The 20,213-nt window shown below is 28.0% G+C and carries 17 protein-coding genes; 14 read left to right on the top strand and 3 right to left on the bottom strand.

The features are described 5' to 3' along the window. The first annotated feature begins 25 nt into the window (after positions 1–25). Positions 26–406, top strand: a complete 381-nt coding sequence (locus FGL08_RS10280) for a RidA family protein (protein ID WP_138210705.1) — start codon at positions 26–28, stop codon at positions 404–406. Between the two features lie 270 nt (positions 407–676). On the opposite strand, the gene FGL08_RS10275 is transcribed toward FGL08_RS10280, so the two are convergent. After that, complete coding sequence (locus FGL08_RS10275) at positions 677–1,189, bottom strand: hypothetical protein (RefSeq protein WP_138210704.1); 513 nt, start codon at positions 1,187–1,189, stop codon at positions 677–679. A gap of 234 nt (positions 1,190–1,423) precedes the next feature. Between FGL08_RS10275 and FGL08_RS10270 the strand changes: the two genes are divergently transcribed. Continuing rightward, the gene (locus FGL08_RS10270; RefSeq protein ID WP_138210703.1) at positions 1,424–2,770 is read left to right on the top strand and encodes a glucose-6-phosphate isomerase; all 1,347 of its coding nucleotides are present in this window, start codon (positions 1,424–1,426) and stop codon (positions 2,768–2,770) included. A 32-nt stretch (positions 2,771–2,802) separates the two neighbouring features. Here FGL08_RS10270 and FGL08_RS10265 read toward each other — a convergent pair whose 3' ends face one another. Next, positions 2,803–3,438, bottom strand: a complete 636-nt coding sequence (locus FGL08_RS10265) for a DUF4397 domain-containing protein (protein ID WP_138210702.1) — start codon at positions 3,436–3,438, stop codon at positions 2,803–2,805. Positions 3,439–3,683: 245 nt separating this feature from the next. Between FGL08_RS10265 and FGL08_RS10260 the strand changes: the two genes are divergently transcribed. The 5 genes from FGL08_RS10260 to FGL08_RS10240 all read left to right on the top strand — a co-directional run bounded on the left by FGL08_RS10260 (position 3,684) and on the right by FGL08_RS10240 (position 9,104). Next, a complete protein-coding gene (locus tag FGL08_RS10260; RefSeq protein WP_138210701.1) occupies positions 3,684–4,238 on the top strand; it encodes a manganese efflux pump in 555 nt (184 codons plus the stop codon). 15 nt (positions 4,239–4,253) lie between these two features. After that, positions 4,254–5,711 carry an aminoacyl-histidine dipeptidase gene (locus tag FGL08_RS10255; protein ID WP_138210700.1) on the top strand — a complete coding sequence of 486 codons (1,458 nt, stop codon included), beginning with the start codon at positions 4,254–4,256 and terminating at the stop codon, positions 5,709–5,711. Between the two features lie 123 nt (positions 5,712–5,834). Continuing rightward, complete coding sequence (locus tag FGL08_RS10250; protein ID WP_138210699.1) at positions 5,835–6,251, top strand: Fur family transcriptional regulator; 417 nt, start codon at positions 5,835–5,837, stop codon at positions 6,249–6,251. A gap of 48 nt (positions 6,252–6,299) precedes the next feature. After that, the gene (pepF, locus tag FGL08_RS10245) at positions 6,300–8,105 is read left to right on the top strand and encodes an oligoendopeptidase F (RefSeq protein WP_138210698.1); all 1,806 of its coding nucleotides are present in this window, start codon (positions 6,300–6,302) and stop codon (positions 8,103–8,105) included. Positions 8,106–8,120: 15 nt separating this feature from the next. Continuing rightward, positions 8,121–9,104 (top strand): rhomboid family intramembrane serine protease, encoded by a 984-nt coding sequence (locus FGL08_RS10240; RefSeq protein WP_138210697.1) that lies wholly within the window; start codon positions 8,121–8,123, stop codon positions 9,102–9,104. Between the two features lie 116 nt (positions 9,105–9,220). Here FGL08_RS10240 and FGL08_RS10235 read toward each other — a convergent pair whose 3' ends face one another. Next, entirely contained in the window at positions 9,221–10,969 is a 1,749-nt protein-coding gene (locus FGL08_RS10235) for an ATP-dependent metallopeptidase FtsH/Yme1/Tma family protein (RefSeq protein WP_138210696.1), read from the bottom strand. A 180-nt stretch (positions 10,970–11,149) separates the two neighbouring features. Between FGL08_RS10235 and FGL08_RS10230 the strand changes: the two genes are divergently transcribed. The 7 genes from FGL08_RS10230 to FGL08_RS10200 all read left to right on the top strand — a co-directional run bounded on the left by FGL08_RS10230 (position 11,150) and on the right by FGL08_RS10200 (position 20,171). Further along, a complete protein-coding gene (locus tag FGL08_RS10230; RefSeq protein WP_138210695.1) occupies positions 11,150–12,163 on the top strand; it encodes a YkvA family protein in 1,014 nt (337 codons plus the stop codon). A gap of 78 nt (positions 12,164–12,241) precedes the next feature. Continuing rightward, the gene (locus tag FGL08_RS10225) at positions 12,242–12,421 is read left to right on the top strand and encodes a YtxH domain-containing protein (protein ID WP_243117975.1); all 180 of its coding nucleotides are present in this window, start codon (positions 12,242–12,244) and stop codon (positions 12,419–12,421) included. A gap of 231 nt (positions 12,422–12,652) precedes the next feature. Continuing rightward, positions 12,653–13,957, top strand: coding sequence for a helix-turn-helix domain-containing protein (locus FGL08_RS10220; protein WP_138211324.1), 1,305 nt, complete (start codon positions 12,653–12,655; stop codon positions 13,955–13,957). 26 nt (positions 13,958–13,983) lie between these two features. Next, complete coding sequence (locus tag FGL08_RS10215; RefSeq protein ID WP_171012046.1) at positions 13,984–15,255, top strand: helix-turn-helix domain-containing protein; 1,272 nt, start codon at positions 13,984–13,986, stop codon at positions 15,253–15,255. 156 nt (positions 15,256–15,411) lie between these two features. Continuing rightward, complete coding sequence (gene clpB, locus FGL08_RS10210; protein WP_138210693.1) at positions 15,412–18,009, top strand: ATP-dependent chaperone ClpB; 2,598 nt, start codon at positions 15,412–15,414, stop codon at positions 18,007–18,009. Between the two features lie 218 nt (positions 18,010–18,227). Next, positions 18,228–19,214, top strand: coding sequence for a UDP-glucose 4-epimerase GalE (gene galE / locus FGL08_RS10205; RefSeq protein WP_138210692.1), 987 nt, complete (start codon positions 18,228–18,230; stop codon positions 19,212–19,214). A 24-nt stretch (positions 19,215–19,238) separates the two neighbouring features. Beyond that, complete coding sequence (locus tag FGL08_RS10200; protein WP_138210691.1) at positions 19,239–20,171, top strand: aldose epimerase family protein; 933 nt, start codon at positions 19,239–19,241, stop codon at positions 20,169–20,171. Positions 20,172–20,213 lie beyond the last annotated feature (42 nt).

Here is a 20,213-nt window from a genome sequence, read left to right as displayed (position 1 = left end):
TTATGTTAGAAAGAAGGAAATAAAAATGAAGAAAGTTATTCAATCAGAATTAGCACCTGCAGCTATAGGACCTTATGTTCAGGCAGTAGAAGTCAATGGATTAGTTTATACTTCTGGACAATTAGGAATAGATAAAGCTACAGGAAAACTAGAGGAAGGTATTGAAAAACAAGCAAAACAAGTAATGAAAAATTTAGAATATGTTCTAAATGAAGCTGGTTGTACATTTAAAGATATAGTTAAAACTACAATATTTTTAGATAATATAGAAGATTTTGCAGTTGTTAATGAGATATATGGAAGCTGCTTCGAAGGAACATATCCTGCTCGTAGTGCATTCCAAATTGGAAAATTGCCACTGGGAGCTAAAGTAGAGATAGAAGCCATTGCAGTAATGCCTAAATAATAAAAAGAATTATATAATAAATTTATTATAGAGCAATAATTAGGGGGATGAATAAAATTTATTCATCCCCCTTTATAATAACAAATAAAATTTTTAGTTATAATTTTATGGTTTCATAGTTTAATCAAATTGTATACTCTTTACAAATTACATTTTAAATTTTAAAATCAGTTATAAACTTTACAATATACACTTTACATTTTACATTAAAATTTTAAATAATAATTGTATAAGGTTTTTTATATAACTAAAAATTTATTTGAATATTATCTACTCTATCTCTACAAAATTATTGGCATTAGCTTGTTGAATACAAGATTCTAAATTGTTAATTTCACTTTGAAGTCTAAGTTTTTCATTTTTATATTTTTCTATATCAAAGTTTAAGTCTTCAACTCTATAATAGGCATTTGAACCATTGCCATCAAAATATCTTTTTAGAGATGGTTCTTTAGAACATAATTCATCTAATAAAGCTAATTGCTTTTTTAAGTTATTCATATGATTTAAAGTTTCTAAAATAGTCATGCCTTTAGTTGCTATAATTTGAGAATTCGCTTTAGAGAGTTTATTTTTATAAGTTTCTAGTTTATGTAGACATTCTATATAAAGATTATATTTATTATTAAAGTCTTTTACGTTATTTAAAATAGTTTCTTTCCCATCTAATTCTCTATGCTTAATAATTATACTGTTTTTTACAATTTCTGATGAGCTAGTGTAAACTTTGTCGTTAGTTTGATTAATAAGTAAAATTAATTCTGATAAAGTAATTTTTTTCATAGGAATTACTCCTCTCGACTAAATATTGTATGGTAATTATATCATATAATAAATATGTTTCATATTTAAATTTTCTTAGTTTACAAATTAAATTTTATGCTGTTTTGGGACTATACTGTTACTATATTGATATTGTTTTTCTTTATGTATATAATAAAAAATATTATGAATAATAAAATCTACCTATATATTAATATAAATTAAAGGGGAGTATAGTAAATAGGAGGGCATAATATGTCAAAGATTACATTGGATTTAAACAAGGCAATACCATACTTAAGTAGTGATGAAGTTATGAAAATGCAAGGTGTAGTAACTGAGGTACATAACCAGTTACAAAATAGAACAGGTGAAGGCAATGATTTTTTAGGGTGGTTAGACCTTCCAGTAGGTTATGATAAAAGTGAATTTGAAAGAATTAAAAAATCCGCAGAAAAAATACAAAACAATTCTGAGGTTTTAATTGTAATAGGTATTGGTGGTTCATACTTAGGAGCCAGGGCTGCTATAGAAATGTTAAATCATTCTTTTTATAATTATCTTCCAAGAGAGAAGAGAAAAACTCCTGAGGTATATTTTGTAGGAAATAATATTAGTTCAACTTATATTACGCATTTAATAGACCTTTTAGGACATAGGGATTTTTCTGTTAATGTAGTTTCAAAGTCAGGAACAACTACAGAACCTGCCATTGCTTTTAGAATATTTAAGGAACTTTTAGAGAAAAAGTATGGAAAAGATCAGGCTAAGGAAAGAATTTTTGCAACTACAGATAAATCAAAAGGAGCATTAAAATCACTATCAGATAAAGAAGGATATGAGACTTTTGTAATTCCAGACGATGTTGGAGGAAGATTTTCAGTTTTAACAGCAGTAGGATTACTTCCAATAGCTACGGCTGGTATAGATATAGGAGAAATAATGCAAGGCGCTAGAGATGCTAGAGAATATTATAAAGATCCTTCCTTAGAAAAAAATTCTTGTTATACTTATGCAGCTGCTAGAAATTGTCTTTATAGAAAGGGAAAAACAACAGAAATATTAGTTAATTATGAACCAAGACTACAATATATGTCAGAGTGGTGGAAACAGCTATATGGTGAAAGTGAGGGGAAAGATGGAAAAGGAATTTTCCCTGCTTCAGTTAATTTTTCTACGGATCTTCACTCTATGGGACAATATATACAAGATGGATTAAGAAATATTTTCGAGACAGTTATAAATGTGGAAAAGTCTACAGAAGAAATAATTTTAAAAGCAGATAAAGAGGATATTGATGGACTAAATTATCTTCAAGGTAAGACTATAGATTTTGTAAATAAGAAAGCTTTTGAGGGTACAGTGCTTGCTCATAATGATGGAAGAGTTCCTAATTTTATATTAAATCTTCCAGAGATAACTCCATATTATTTCGGATATTTAGTTTACTTCTTTGAAAAAGCTTGTGCAATAAGTGGATATTTATTAGGAGTTAATCCCTTCGATCAACCAGGAGTAGAAGCATATAAGAAAAATATGTTTGCACTTTTAGGGAAACCAGGGTTTGAAGAATTGAAAAAAGAATTAGAAGAAAGAATATAAAAAATAATCCCCGATTTAGGGGATTATTTTTATTAGCTGTAAAAGTTTATATAGGAATTACCATCTAAAGGAATAAGCACTTGTAGTGGCGGTTCATCATTTAAAAGCCCTACAGCGTAAATTGTGTAAAAATTATTTGGTCTTAAAGCTATGTTAGGTACATATAATACAGAGGTCGTTGTGCCAGAAAGTCGTACATCTACATCATATACTCCAGGAGGTAGTTCTACATAACCTTGCAATTGTCTATAGGAAACATTTTTAAATAACGTTTTTCCTTTAGTGGTTACAATATCTAGTGGTGGGGTATTAGGAGATAAATGTGCAAATCGAAGGTATGATTTTCTGTTATCTGGAGTTATTTTAGGATCTAATATAGGTAAAAGTGCCAAGGATTCAGGACCCTTACCAATACCTGCTATGGTAAGAATTTTATTTGGTGCTATGGTTAGACTTTGATCTAATAATAATACATTTTTATTGGATGCAGGATAAATCTTCACATTATAGTTACCGGCAGGGAGAGGTAGATATTCAGTAAAACCCCTATATTGTAGATTTCTTATTACAGGTATATTATTTATATAAACGTCTACGGAAGGAGTTTTAGGGGATGCATGTAAAACTCTTATAAAAGATTTTAAATAACTTGGAATTTCATTATTCATAAACTAACACCTTTCAAAAATTATCTCATCCATATTATATGCTTATAAATTAAATTTGACAGTGTATTTATATTTTTTAGTTTTAAATATAAAATTATTGATAGCAAATATTATATAATATATAATCAATGTATAGAAATTTCTGATTAATTTTTTAAGTTTTTGCTAGTAAATCTAAATTCACAAGAATTTTTATGTGTTTTATATAATATATTTTAAAAAAGTGTGAGTTTAGAGGGATGAGATTGAGTTTAAATTATTTATTATTATTTGCATTAGCTTTATCATTAGATGCTTTTGGAGTGGCTTTAGGTATAGGTATAAATCCACTAGTAAAATTTAAAAATAAAGTAGCATTTACTTTATCTTTTGGATTTTTTCAATTTTTTTTCTCTTTTCTAGGTGCATATGGAGGATTTTTATTTGGTAGGTACATATTATGTTTCCCTAAAGTTTTAGGTGGGGCAGTTGTAGCTATTGTTGGAATTATGATGATTAAAGAGGGAATGGAAGAAAAGAAAGATAATAAATTAATTTTAAGTGCAAAAACTAATATAGTATTAGGTGCATCTGTAAGCATTGATGCTATGGTTTTAAGTTTTACTGTATTAAATAGATTTAAAAATTTAAGGTTTTTGCTTAACAGTACTATTCTAATAGGGCTTGTAGCCTTAGTGATGACTGCAATAGCATTTTTAATTTCTAAGAAGTTAAAAGAGATTGAAATTTTTGAAACATATGCTGATTTCATTAGTGGTATAATATTAATATTATTTGGAATAAAAATGATGTTCTTATAGAAAGGATGAGGATTTATGTTAGAGACACTAAAAAATCTAAAGAGTTATGAAGTTTTTAAATATTTTAAAGAAATGAACCAAATACCGAGAGGATCAGGAAATGAGAAAGCTATAAGTGATTGGTTAGTTAATTTCGCAAAAGAACATAATTTAGAAGTAAAGCAAGACGATGTTTTAAATGTAATAATAAGAAAACCTGGAACTAAAGGATATGAAAATTCACCTACAGTAGTACTTCAAGGACATATGGATATGGTATGTGAAAAGGAAGCTGGAAGCAATCATGATTTTACAAAGGATCCTATTGCATTTATAGTAGAAGGAGATACACTAAGAGCAGATGGAACAACTTTAGGAGCTGATAATGGAATTGCTGTTGCCATAGGACTTTCTATATTAGCATCAGAAGATATAAGCCATCCGCCACTAGAAGTATTAATTACAACAGAAGAAGAAACAGGCATGGGTGGAGCTCAAGGTCTTGATCCAAAGGATATTACAGGAAGAATGTTAATTAATATAGATTCTGAAGAAGAAGGAAAACTATTAGTTAGTTGCTCAGGTGGAGTAAGAGAGATAATAAGTCTTCCAATTGAAAGAAAAGATATGGAAAATGGAAAAGGTGTCTATAAAATTGTAGTAGGTGGGCTACAAGGAGGACACTCTGGAATGGAAATTAATAAAGAAAGAGGTAACTCTAATAAGATTATAGGACGTATTTTAAATGATTTAAGTGAGAATATGGACTTTAATATTGCATCTATAAATGGTGGGGCTAAAATGAATGCTATTCCTAGAGATGCAGAAGCAATAATTGTTTTAGATGAAAAACACAGTGAAACTTTAGAAAATAAGATTTCAGAGTGGAATAAAATATTAAGTGTTGAGTTAAATGCTCAAGATCCAAATGTTAAAGTATCTTTAGAAAAGGCAGAATGGACTAATAAGATATTTACATGTGATACCACTGAAAAAGTAATTCAAATGCTTATGTTAATACCTAATGGAGTTCAAGGTATGAGTATGGCTATAAAAGGATTAGTTGAAAGCTCAACTAACTTAGGTGTTGTAGTTATAAAAGATGAGGTTGTGGAATTTGAAAGTTGTATAAGAAGCTCAGTACAAACTCTTAAAGAAGATATAGTAAGAAGAGGAAAGGTAATAGCTAAGTTATTAGGCGCAAAAATTGAGTTTATTGCAGATTACCCAGCTTGGGAGTATAATCCTAATTCAAAATTAAGAGAAAAGTTTATAGAAATATATAAAGAATTACATGATAGAGAACCAGAAATTGATGCAATTCATGCTGGGCTTGAGTGCGGATTATTTGGTGGCAAATTCAACGGTGAAATGGATATGATTTCACTAGGACCAGATATGTTTGATGTTCATACTCCAAAAGAGAGTGTAAATATTCCTTCTACAGAAAGAGTATATGAATATATTTTAAAAGTATTGGAGAATCTAAAATAAAGTTAGTGTAAATAAATCCTATGATAATAGTCATAGGATTTTTTCTTTTTATGTGTTAAAATTAGATATAAAAGATATAGAATATAAGATTTTAGATTAGGAAGTTAAAAAGAGGTGAACCTCATGAATGAAAAAGAGTATTTGAAAAAAGCCAGAATAAAGATAACAAATGGAAGGCTTAATATTTTAAAGATTTTTACCAAGAATTCATCTCCGATAAATGCTGAACAAATATATTTATCCTTGAGAGAAGACGACGTTAAGATAGATTTATCTACAGTTTACAGAACATTGGAACTATTTGAAGAAAACAACATTATAACCAAAATAATATCAGAAGATCATAGAATGAGTTACATATTAAGAGAGAAAGGGCATAAACACATTATAGAGTGTTCTCTTTGTCATAAAGAAGTAGAATATGATTGCCCGATGCCACAGATTAAAGAGATTTTAAAAAAAGAGACTGGATTTTATGTAACTTGTGGAGACCTTAATTTAGAAGGGGTTTGCGATTGCTGTAAAGAAAAAAATAAATAATATTTATTTTTTTCTTTTATATATTTTTAATTAAAGGGGGACTTTGTTATGGGGACAAACTCAACTATTAAAACAAGACAAGAAATTGATAAGAAGTATAAATGGGCTATAGAGAATATTTATAGTTCTTTAGATGAGTTTGAGAAAGATTACTCAAAAGTTAAAGAAGAAGGAATTAAATTAAAGGAATTTCAAGGTAAGTTACATGTAGGAGAAGAACTTCTAAGATTTTTAAAGAAAGATGAAGAGGTTTGTAGACTTGCAGATAAACTTTTTGTTTTCTCAGCATTAAAATATGATGAGGATACAACAGTAACAGAATCACAAGTAATAAAGAAAAAGATGGATTCTTATATGACAGAACTTGCAAGCATTAGAGCATTTTTTATACCTGAAATATTATCTATAGATAATGAGGTTTTAGAGAAAGAAATATCAAGAATTCCAGAACTTGAAACATATAGATTTTATTTTAAAACAGTACTAGAAGCAAAACCTCATATGTTAGATAAGGAAAAAGAAGAATTAGTTGCAGGTATTTCAGATTCTTTCGGAGTTCCAGTAAATGTTTTTGAAATACTAACTAGCTCTACAATGAATTTTCCAACTATAGAAGATAAAGATGGAAAAGAGTTTAAATTAAGTGATAGTAACTTTACAGGACTTTTAAAAAGTAAAGATAGAACATTAAGAAAAGCTGCTTTTGAAGGCGCTTTTGGAACATACAAGCAATTTAGTAATACCTTTGCAACTTTAATGACTTCTTCAATGAAGAACTTCGCAAGCATGGCTAAGACAAGAAATTATAAAGACTCATTAGAGTATTCATTAAAACCTAATAATATACCAACAGCTGTATATTATACAACTATAGATACTATAAATAAAAATTTACAACATCTTCATAAATATATTGCATTAAAGAAAAGATTATTAAACTTAAAAGAAATGCATATGTATGATATTTACATGCCAATAATTGAAGAGATAGAAGATTATACTCCATATGAAGAAGGGGTAGAACTAGTTAAAAAAGGATTAAAACCATTAGGGGAAGAATACTTAAATGTTTTCCAAAATGGTATTGATACTAGATGGGTAGATGTATATGAGAATAAGGGTAAAAAAGGTGGAGCTTATTCTTGGGGAACTTATGATATACCAGCATATGTTCACCTAAACTACACTAACCACTATAATGATGTTTCAATGTTAGCACATGAAATGGGTCACTCAATCCATTCACATTACTCTAACAAAAATCAACCATATATATATTCAAATTATAGTTATTTCTGTGCTGAAGTTGCATCTACAACTAATGAGTCTTTACTTATTAGCTATTTAATAGATAATGAAGAAGATAAGTATAAGAAAATGTTCTACATTGCAGCTCAATTAGAACAAATGAGAGTAGTTGTATTTAGACAAGCATTATTTGCAGAATTTGAATTAAGAGTGCATGAAGAAATTGAAAAAGGTAATATTCTTTCAGCAGAAGAATTATGTAAAATGTATGTTGAATTAAACAAAAAATACTATGGAGATGCTATAATAGTTGATGAGGCTATAGGCACAGAATGGGCTAGAATACCTCAATATTATATGGACTATTATACTTATCAATATGTAACAGGATTTGCAGCTGCTAATTCCTTTAGTAAAGCTATATTAGAGGAAGGTGAAGAGGCAATAGAAAGATATATGAATTTCTTGAAGAGTGGTTCTTCTGATTATTCAATAGAGCTTTTAAAGAAGGCTGGGGTTGATATGACATCTCCAAAACCACTTCAAGATACTATGGATATCTTTGCTGAAAGGTTAGAAATGTTAGAGAAATTAATAAACGATTAGGAGAGTTTATAATATATGACTAAAAACACTAAAACCTTTATGGATATTTTAATAAATAAAAAAGGTTATAGGGTCATAGAAATAGACGGTGAAGGAAAGGTGCCAAATGTTTGGTGCCTTTCTTATAATAAATTAAATGTTGAGCAATATTTTTTAATTTTAAATCCGAAAACTTATAGCTATGCCTCTATGTATGAAAATATTATTTTAAATAACACTAAAAATAGTAATGGATATATTAGCATATTTAAAATATTAATATTAGAAAAAGAGATGAATATTCCTATTGCTAGAGACACTCTTATTTTAAATTTTGAATTAAAAAGTTTTCAATTAGCAGGTGAATTGGGTAAGGAAAATTTAAATGATTTTGAAGAAGCATTAAATGAAGTTGTTACTATAAATGATAGAAAACATAATGTATTTAAGGAAAGCAAGGTAACTACAACTTTTATAATTATTAATATTTTATATTTTCTAGTTTCTCTGTATTTTAACTTGAGGGCAGGTGCAGGGATCGTAGATATAGATATCTCTGTTTTATATGCACTAGGTTCTAATACCAATATTTCTATACTTAATGGTGAATATTATAGATTTTTAACTAGTATGTTTTTACATGGGGGAATAGTACATTTAGGTTTTAATATGTATGCTTTATATTCTATAGGTCCTTTAGTAGATAGGGTATATGGCTTTAAAAATTTTATTAAAATATATTTAATTTCTGGAATTACGGCATCTTTTATAACATCTTTTAATTTACAAGGTATTTCTATAGGTGCCTCAGGTGCAATTTTTGGTTTACTAGGAGCTACTTTAATTTTTGCATATAAACTTAGGAACAACATAGGTAAAGGTTTTTTATATAATATAATTATTGTTATAATTACTAACATATTTATAGGAATAACCTTACCTAACATAGATAATTCTGCTCATATAGTTGGACTTTTATCTGGAATGTTAGTGAGTCTTATACTTTATAAAGAACAATAAGTTAACTGTGGCTGTTATTAGCACAAATATTTCTTATAAAATAAGCACTATACATTATAAATAGTAATAAATAAAAAGCTGAAATGAATTTTAAAATTCATTTCAGCTAATTTTATTTATGATGCTTTATTTAAAATTTTATTTATGTCTTGGTCATATAAAGTTTCTACTTTCAGTAGTTCTGAAGACATATTGTCTAGGAGATATTTATTTTGTATTATTAGATTTTTCGTATCATCATACAACTTTTGTATAGTAGATTTACACTCGTCTACAATTACATGATTAGTATTCACTCCGAACTTATTTAGCTCCTCAATATTAAGTAACCCTAGGCTTTCTCCCATACCGTATCTGGTTACCATATTAAAGATTAAGTCTGTTGTTTTTTGAATATCATTATAAGCACCAGTTGTAATATTATTTTCTCCAAAACAAACTTCCTCAGCAGCCCTACCAGCTAAAAGTACCATAATTCTATTTTTAAGATAAGTTTTATTTCTAAAAAGCCTATCTTCAGGAATGCTTAATGTATAACCACCAGCGCCCTTAGTACTTGGTATAATTGTAACTTTAGAAACCTTTTCTTCTGGTAGAAGAAGATGCGATACTAAAGCATGTCCACTTTCATGAACCGCAGTTATTTCTCTATCCTCATTCTTTATATAATCCCTATTGACCTTCTCATAACCTGTTAGAACGATAGAAAAAGCTTTATCAAGTATTCTATCATCAATAAATTCACTTTCCTCATTACAAGCTATTATAGCAGCCTCATTAATCAAACTTTCCAGCTTAGCACCTGAGAAATAAGCAGTTTTTTTCGCCCATTCTTTTATATTTATATTATTTGAAGGTTTATTCTCTAAATAAAGTTCTATTATTCTCTCTCTAGCAGTTAAATCAGGTAAGTTTATTTCTATATGCCTATCAAATCTACCAGGTCTTAAAAGAGCAGAATCGAGAATATCAAGCCTGTTAGTTGCAGCTATGACTATTATACCTTCTTTTTCATTGAAACCAGACATTTCTGTAAGTAAGGCATTTAATGTTTGATCTTTTTCATCAGAACTACCACTACCAGAACCGCCATCTCTCTTCTTACCTATAGCATCTATTTCATCTATAAATATAACAGCTTTTCCATGCTTTCTAGCTTTTTTAAATAAATTTCTTACACGACCTGCACCAACACCTACATACATTTGCACGAAGTCAGAACCAGATACTGCATAAAAGGGTACTTTTGCCTCTCCTGCAATGGCTTTAGCAAGAAGAGTCTTTCCTGTACCAGGATCTCCATAGAAAATGATACCCTTTGGCATTCTTGCACCATATGAAGTATATTTTTCAGGATTTTTAAGAAAATCAACAATATCTTTAACGCTATTTTTAGCTTCATCATTTCCTGCTACAAGTGAAAAGTTGTAAGGTGAGTTCTCTATAGCTTCTACATTTAAGTTTGATGCAGAAAACATGCCTTTAGATTTTACTTTATGATTTTTAAAAGAGGAAAACACTAGAAACCCAAAAGATATAAATAATAAAACAGATGGAACTAATTCAGGCATTAAAAGAAATGAGTTTTCATATACTTTAATATTTTTATTTAATAAGTTTTCCTTAAAATTTTCTTTTCTAGGATTATCAGTTTCGTATACTTGTCCGTTTTTTAATTTTATCCTTATTTTAGGTGAGTCATTTAAATAAACTGAGGAAACTTTATTAGTGTTTATATCAGAAATAAAACTAGTATAATCTTTTTGAAGGTTTTTTATATAAACTAATTTAACAAAGATCAATATAGTGAGGGAAACTAGAGTAGCAACTAATGAAATCTTCCATAAATTTTTCTTCAAATTCATCTATTATCACCTACCATATAATTATATTTACTAACTGAGTGTAATTATATTGTTTTTTTATATGTATGTCCAATTAAAATCATAAAATATGGTTATGTAATTTCTGCATAAATTATATTTAATATCCTTAGATATTAGTGTATACTAGAATAAAAAGGTAAAGTATTAGAGGTGAAACTATTGAATATATCCAATGTGAAAATACTTTTAAGCGAAGAGGACTTATTGAGTATTTTTAAAGAAATTATTGTATATGGAAAAATAAAAGGTTTAGATATAAGTTCAGTAAACTTCGAAGGTGATAAATTAAACATAAAAGGAACCTATAAGTTTAAAATTAAAATACCATTTAGTGTGAAAATAAGCTTTATGTACTTAAAAGATAATATGCTAAAGTTAAAAATAAATAAGGTTTCCATAGCTAGCTTAGGCATATTTACTTTTATAAAAAACTTTGCATTAAGAAAACTTTTAAAGGATTTCATGGTTATAGGAATTATAAGCTATAAGGATCAAGTGTGTATAGAACTAGATACCTTATTTACAATAGTTCCTTATGTATCCTTAATTCTAAAGAACATAGATTTAAAAGAGGACAAGCTTTTTGTAGAATGTGAAAAATTAGATGTAAATTTAGAAAAGAAATATATTACTTTTAATGAAGCTCTTAAAGCTAATGAAAAGATTAAAAGTGTATGGGAATTAAATGAGAAACCAGAAATTTATGAGGAGAAACCTTTAAATAATAAAAATAAAATTGAAGATGGTTATTCTATAGTTAGAAATGATATTGAAAGTAGTGCAAATAATACAGAGTATAAAAATGCCATCAAATATGCTTTAATATTGCCAGATTTAATAGCACTTTTATATAGACTCTTTAAAGAGCCGAGAGTAGATAGAACCAGTAAAATTATATTAGGAACTGTTATGGCATATATAGCTACACCTATAGATATTATACCTAATAAAATTCCCTTTGTAGGTAAAATAGACGAGCTAGCTTTAGTATTTTTTGCCTTTGATAGAATATTAAACTCTGTTCCCCAAGAAGTTATACTTCAGAATTGGGAAGGTAATGATGATATAATCTTTATTATAAAAGAAGGAGTAAGTTTTATAAAGCCTTTAGTAGGTGGAGAAAATGTTGATAAAATTTTTTCTTTTATTAATTCAGGGTTAAAAAATATATAAAAATTTAGAGTTAAGGTTTAAAATTTTGAAAAATACATACCCTATAAGTGATAATATTTATAGAAAGGGTGTGTTAAAATGGGATCAAAATTTTTTAGAGGTATGACAACAGGAGCTTTAGTAGGAATAGCAGCTGGAATGATGATGCTACCTTCAATGGATAGAACAACAAGAAGAAGAATAAAAAGGGCTGCTAAAACATTTAGAGGGACAACAACAGGCATGATGGATTCTATGATGGGAATGATGAATAGATAAATTATAGATTATAGAAATTAAATTTAATAGTATTATATGTTTCTATTAAGTATATCATAAAACACCTTATATTTAAAAATATAAGGTGTTTTAATTTTATTATATAAAAATATTTATATAATTTTGCAGTAATATATAAATTTATGCTATAATATTCTTAATATTTTATTAAAAATTTTAAATTTTATTAAAGATTTCAATACCTTGTAAAGGAAGAGTGAATGTATGGACATGGAGATTCTGTCTTTGGGAGAGAAAATAAAAAGGAAGAGAAAAGAACTTAATATGACTCTTAAAGATTTGGCAGGGGAAAGAATAACACCAGGTCAAATAAGTCTTGTTGAGTCTGGCAAATCTAACCCTAGCATGGATTTGTTAGAATATCTAGCTCAGTCATTAAATACTTCTGTAGAATACCTAATGGAATCGGAAGAAAGCCAAGCAGAGAAAATTTGTGTTTTCTTTGAGAATATTGCAGAAGCACATATGTTAGATAATGATTTAATTAAGAGTGACCAGTATATAGAAAAGGCTTTATATTATGCTGAAATATATAAATTGGAATATACTAGGGCTAGAACTTTATTTTTAAGAGGAAAAATTCATATGCTAAAATCTGAGATGGCTTTAGCACAACAATTATTCCTTTCTGCCAATGTAATGTTTATAAAGCATAATAAGCATGAAGAAGTAATAAATACATTTTTAAACTTAGGAATAATAACTTTAAAATTAAAAGCATATCATTCATCTTGCACTTACTTTCAACAAGCTGAAAAGGTTTTTCTAGACAACAATATAGGGAATGACTTTTTAATAGGAGAAATTTACTATTATATAGCATATACCTTCTTTAAATTAGAACAAATTGAAAAATCTATAAAATACTCTTATGTAGCACAGGAAAAGTTTAAACAACTAAATGATAAAAATGAATATGCTAAGTCTTTATTATTAATATCAGACCAATATTCTAAAAAAGAGGATATGGAAAATGCTATTAAATACTCTGAAAAAGCTTTAGAGGTATTCAAAGAAATACATGATGTAGAAAATATATCTGAAATTGAAAATAGCTTAGGAAGACTATTTTCAGATTTTGGTAATATTGATGAAGCTTTTATACATTTAGAAAGAGCCAAGCAGTTAAGGAATAATAACAAAGATCCGAAACTAATAGAGACTCTAATTACAATGTGTGAAAATTATATAAGACTGAAAGATATAAAAAGGTCAAAAGAGATCTTAGAAGAGATAATGGTTGAGGTTCATAATGGAAATAAAAAGGCTCTAGTTAAATACTATCTTTTGAAATATAGAATAGACATGCAGGAAGAAAATTTTATTGAGGCAGAAAATACTTTAATAATAGCACTGAATTTTGCGAAAAGCATGAATTATATAAAAGAATCTGCTGAAATTTCCATGATGATAGGAAAATTCTATATAGATAAGGGGGATGAATCTTCAGCTGCTAAGTATTTAAGCGACGGAGTTGATATGTTTAAGGAATTAGGAATTATTAATTATGTATAATGCTACTTGAATGGGTGAGGTTGAGTATGGAAATATTATCAACAGGGGAAAAAATAAAAAAATCTCGTGTATATAAAGGATTAACTTTAAAAGAATTATGTGGAGATAAGATATCCGTATCTAAAATGAGTTGTATAGAAAACAACAAAATAAAACCAGATCTATGGGTATTAGAGTTTACAAGTAATAAATTAAATATCGACTATAATTATTTGAAAAAAGATGTAGAGGATCATTTAAAAGAGAATCTAGAATTAATCGAAACATATCCTTTAGATATGGAAGGGTACGAGAAAAAGTTAAAATATAATCTAGAATATTCTCAAGATTATAATTATCCTCAAATTTCTATGAAGATTATGCATCTATTATTTCAATATTACTTAAATAATAATGATATTCAATCTTTAGAAGAATTACAATGTACATATTATGATATTTATCAAAAAGCATATAGTATAGAAAATCAGGAAATATATTATATGGATATGGCTAATTACCTTTATATGAGTAAGGAATATGTACAAGCAGCTAACTACTATGATAATGTAATAAAATCTATTACTAGTAGAGAGGATTGTAATGTAGAATATTATACTTTACTTGTAAAAGCTATTTATAAGGAAGCATATTGTTATGTAAAGCAAAAGGATTATGAAAAGGCTTATGAGCTTGCTATGAAAATTAGTGATTATATGGAACATATCGATGATCAGTTACTAAAGGCTAATTGTTATCATATGATGGCATTCTTATGTCTAAGAATGAATGATGATAGATTTTTAGCATATGAAAAGAAATCACTTAGGTTATATAAGGAAAAACATTTTGACAAGGTAAAAGCATTTAATGAATATGCAGATATAATGATAGAATTAGGACTTATGTCTGAGGGTATGGAATATATTGAAAAAGCTTTAAAGGTATGTCCTGATGAACCGAAAGAAAGAGTAGTAGAATATAAGCTCATGCTCACAGAAACCTTAATAAAAGGTAACTTTATAACAAAGGCGGAAGAAATAAATAGTGAGATTTTAAATATAGCTATAGAGTTAAATAATTTAATATTTATAGAAAAGGCTTATCATAATAAGTCCATTATTTGTATGATGCAAGATAATGATTACTCAGCTGAAATGTATATGAATTTATCTTTAGATGCTTTAGTTAAATTTGGTACAAAGAAACAATTGTATAATAGATATTTAGAACTGGGTAAAATGTATTATAAATTTAATAATACAATGGAAGCTTTAAAATATTTTAATCTTGCAATAAAAATGGAAAAGTACATATGATAAATTAGATTAACAAAAACATCTTATATTAATTTTATATAAGGTGTTTTTGTTTTAAAAAATTTAATTATATTTTTTGTCATATAGTATTATAATAAAAGTTAATAGGAAAAATATATGAAAAGTGATTTAAATTATAGAAAGGAGAGAGCAATATTGGATATTGAAAAACTTACTATAAAGGTACAAAAATCTATTAATGAAGCTCATGGAATTGCAGTAAAATATAATCATCAGCAATTAGAATCAATCCATTTATTTGAGGCTTTAATTTCTGAGGATGAATCACTTATCCCTAATATATTTTCTAAGATGGGTGTTAGTATAAATAAGTTAAGGGAAAAAACTCATATGGAGTTAGAAAAAATGCCAAAAGTATTAGGAGAAGGAGCTAAAACTTCAGGTGTATATCCTACAAGAAGATTCGAGGAAGTATTTATTAAAGCTGAGGAAATATCTAAAAGATTTAAGGATAGCTATATAAGTGTGGAACACCTAATTCTTGCTATGATGGAATTAGAGGATAAGGGAGCTGTAGGTGATATATTAAGAACCTTTGGCATAACTAAAGATGGCTTCTTAAAAGTTCTATTAGAAGTTAGAGGAAACCAAACTGTGGATACTCAAGACCCAGAAGGAACATACGATGCCTTATCTAAGTATGGAAGAAATCTAATTCAAGATGCAAAAAAACACAAATTAAATCCTGTTATAGGTAGAGATGATGAAATAAGAAGGGTAATTAGGATTTTATCAAGAAGAACAAAAAATAATCCTGTACTAATTGGAGAACCAGGAGTAGGTAAAACTGCTATAGTTGAAGGAATCGCCGAAAGGATTGTAAGAGGAGATGTTCCTGATGGTCTAAAAGATAAGATAGTTTTTTCTTTAGATATGGGAGCTTTAATAGCTGGAGCTAAATACAGGGGTGAATTTGAAGAAAGACTGAAAGCTGTATTAAAAGAAGTTAGTTCTAGTGAAGGAAAAATAATATTATTTATAGATGAGATTCATACTATAGTAGGTGCAGGTAAAACAGAAGGTTCTATGGATGCAGGAAATCTTATAAAGCCAATGCTTGCAAGAGGAGAGCTTCATTGTATAGGAGCTACAACTTTCGATGAATATAGAAAGTATATAGAAAAAGATAAGGCACTAGAGAGAAGATTCCAACAGGTTCTAGTTGGAGAACCTACAGTGGATGAATGTATTACGATTTTAAGAGGGCTTAAAGAAAAATTTGAGATATACCATGGGATAAGAATACATGATAATGCAATTGTAGCAGCAGCTAAGCTTTCAAATAGATATATAAATAATAGGTTCTTGCCAGATAAAGCTATAGATTTAATTGATGAAGCTTGTGCTATGATAAGAACAGAGATAGATAGTTTACCTGAAGAAATGGATGATATAAGAAGAAAAATATTTAATCTTCAAATAGAAAAAGAAGCACTTTCAAAAGAAAAAGATGAGGTTTCAAAGGAAAGATTAAAAGAAGTTGAAAGAGAATTAAGTAACCTTAATGAAAATGATATAGAGTATACAGCAAGGTATGAAAGGGAAAAATCTCAAATTGATGAAGTTAAATCATTGAAAGAAAAAATAGATAATTATAAAGCAGATTTAGAAAAGGCTGAAAGAGAATATGATCTAAACAAAGTTGCTGAAATAAAATATGGAGTAATTCCAAGCTTAGAAAAACAACTAAATGAAAAAGAAAATCAATTAAAGGGAGAAAATTCATCCTTACTTAAGCAAGAAGTTACAGAAGTTGAAATATCAGATATAGTATCTAATTGGACTGGTATTCCTGTAACTAGATTAGTAGAAGGTGAAAGATTAAAACTTCTTAGATTAGAAGAAGAACTTGAAGAAAGAGTAATAGGTCAAAGTGAAGCAGTTAAGGCTGTATCTAATGCTGTAATAAGAGCACGTTCAGGACTTAAAGATCCTAGAAGACCTATAGGTTCATTTATTTTCTTAGGTCCTACAGGTGTAGGTAAGACTCAACTAGCTAAAACTCTAGCTAACAATTTATTTGATAGCGAAGACAATATTATTAGAATTGATATGTCAGAGTATATGGAAAAGTATGCTGTGTCTAGATTGATTGGAGCGCCTCCAGGATATGTTGGATATGAAGAGGGTGGACAATTAACAGAAGCAGTTATAAGGAATCCATACAGTGTTATTTTATTTGATGAAATCGAAAAAGCACATGAAGATGTATTTAATATTTTCTTACAAATATTAGATGATGGAAGACTTACAGATAATAAAGGTAGAGTAGTAGATTTTAAAAATACTATAATAATTATGACATCTAACATGGGAAGTTCATATTTACTAGAAAATATGGAAAGTGGAGAAATTTCACAAGAGGTAAGAGAAGAGGTTTTAGATGAACTTAAGTTTAAATTTAAACCAGAATTTTTAAATAGGCTTGATGATGTCATAATGTTTAAAGCTCTCGGAGTTAAGGATATAGAGAAAATAATAGATATATTCTTAGAAGATACAAAGAATAGATTAAGAGAAAAAAGTATAGAGCTTAAAATAACTGAAAAGGCAAAGAGTGTTATAGCAAGAGAGGCATATGATCCTATCTATGGGGCAAGACCTTTAAAGAGATATATAGAAAACAATATAGAAACTGTACTTGCAAGGGAAATAATAAAAGGTGAAATTTATGAAGGAAGTACAGCTATAATAGATGTGAAAAACGATGAAATAATAGTAAACAAGTTATAAGTTTTAAAATAGAATTTTAGAATATTAAAAAAGGATTTACTACTTAATATAAAATTTAGACGTAGTAAATCCTTTAATTAAATAAATTTAGAATAACTATTGTATAAATATAGTATAAGGAATAAAATTGAATGAAATTTAAATAAATGATATACTAATTATAGGAAATATTAGTTCGAAATAATTATAGAAAAGGTTTTCTAAAAGGAGTGAAATAAATGAAAGTTTTAGTTTGTGGTGGTGCTGGATATATTGGAAGTCATATGGTAGCAGAACTATTAGAAAATAATCATGAAGTTATAGTATTAGATAATTTTCAAAAAGGTCATAGGGATGCTATTTTAGGTGGGAAAATATACGAAGGTGATATAAGAGATAGAAAAATTTTGGACAAGGTATTTAGTGAAAATAATATAGATGCAGTTATAGATTTTGCTGCAGAATCCTTAGTTGGGGAAAGCGTAGTAGAACCCTTAAAATATTTTAATAATAATGTATATGGAACAATATGTTTATTAGAGGCTATGAGGGATTATGATGTTAAATACATAATATTCTCATCTACAGCAGCGACTTATGGAGAGCCTGAAAATATTCCCATAGTAGAGAATGATAAAACTTTCCCAACAAATCCATATGGAGAGTCTAAACTAGCTGTGGAGAAAATTCTAAAATGGTGTGACAATGCATACGGTATAAAGTATACTGCATTAAGATATTTTAACGCAGCAGGAGCACATATAAACGGAAAAATCGGAGAGGATCATAGTCCAGAAACTCATTTAATTCCAATAATAATGCAAGCAGTTTTAGGTAAGAGAGAGAAAGTATTTATTTTTGGAGATGACTATAATACTAAAGATGGAACATGCGTTAGAGATTATATTCATGTTACAGACCTTGCAAGTGCACACCTCTTAGCCTTAGAAAGGTTAATGAGGGGAGAAGAAAGTGATATATATAACTTAGGTAATGGAAAGGGATTTTCAGTAAAAGAAGTAATAGATACAGTAAAGAAAATTGCAGGTAGAGATTTTAAGGTAGAAATTTCTGAAAGACGTGCAGGAGACCCAGTCACTTTAATTGCTTCATCAGAGAGGGCAATTAAAGAACTTGGATGGAAGTCTAAGTACGATTCATTAGAAACTATAATAGAAACTGCTTGGAACTGGCATTTAAATCATTTGGAAGGATATGAAAAATAGAATATAGTATTGGAGATTGGGGTTATGTTTAAGGAAGTATTATTTAAAGGGGTAAAAACTTTAGAATTTGAAAATGATATTTTAAGAGTTAAGATAATTCCTTCAATAGGAGGAAAAATAGCTTCTATTTATCATAAAGTAAAAGACTTTGAACTTCTTTTTCAAAATAAAGAGGATAATTATAAAAAACCAGAACTTTATTCAAAATTTGAAGAATATGATGCTGCAGGATTTGATGATGCATTTCCTACTATTGATCAATGTAAAGTAGAAATAGAAGGTAAAAAAGTTATATATCCAGATCATGGTGAAATATGGACTTCAGAATTTAATTTAGATTTAGTTACTGAGAATAGTATTACATTGAGTTTTAAAAGCTCTATATTACCATATATATATACTAAAAAAATTTCTATAGATAAAGAAACTATAGATATAAATTATTTTATAAAAAATATTGGAGAAGATGATTTCCCATGTATTTGGACAGCACATTATTTAGTTAATTGTGAAGAAGATATGGAAATAAATTTTCCAGAAGGCACAAAAGAAGTGGTAAATGTTCAAAAAAGCTCTATGCTAGGAAATGTTAATGAAATACATACATATCCAGAAACAAAAGATTTAAATGGAAAAGATTATTGTTTAAACAGAGTATTAAACATTAATAGTAGTCATACTGAAAAGTATTATGCTAATAAAAAGGTAGAAGAAGGCTATTGCTCTATTTATTATAGGAGTAAAGATATAAGGTATAGCTTAAGTTATGATAGGGACATATTGCCTTATTTAGGTTTTTGGGTTACAGAAGGTGGATTTAGAGGTGATTATAATTGTGCCTTAGAACCAACTAATGGATACTATGATAGTATACAGATTGCATCTAAAGAAGATAAACTTTTTATTTTAAAAAGTGGACAGGAATTAGAATTTACTATGACTATAGGATTAAGCTAAATATTTAATTTTTAGATGTATAGAATAATAATTATTTATTTA

Origin of the sequence: Hathewaya histolytica, assembly GCF_901482605.1 — a bacterium.
Classification (GTDB): domain Bacteria; phylum Bacillota; class Clostridia; order Clostridiales; family Clostridiaceae; genus Hathewaya; species Hathewaya histolytica.
This window is presented reverse-complemented; position numbering and strand designations above follow the sequence as displayed.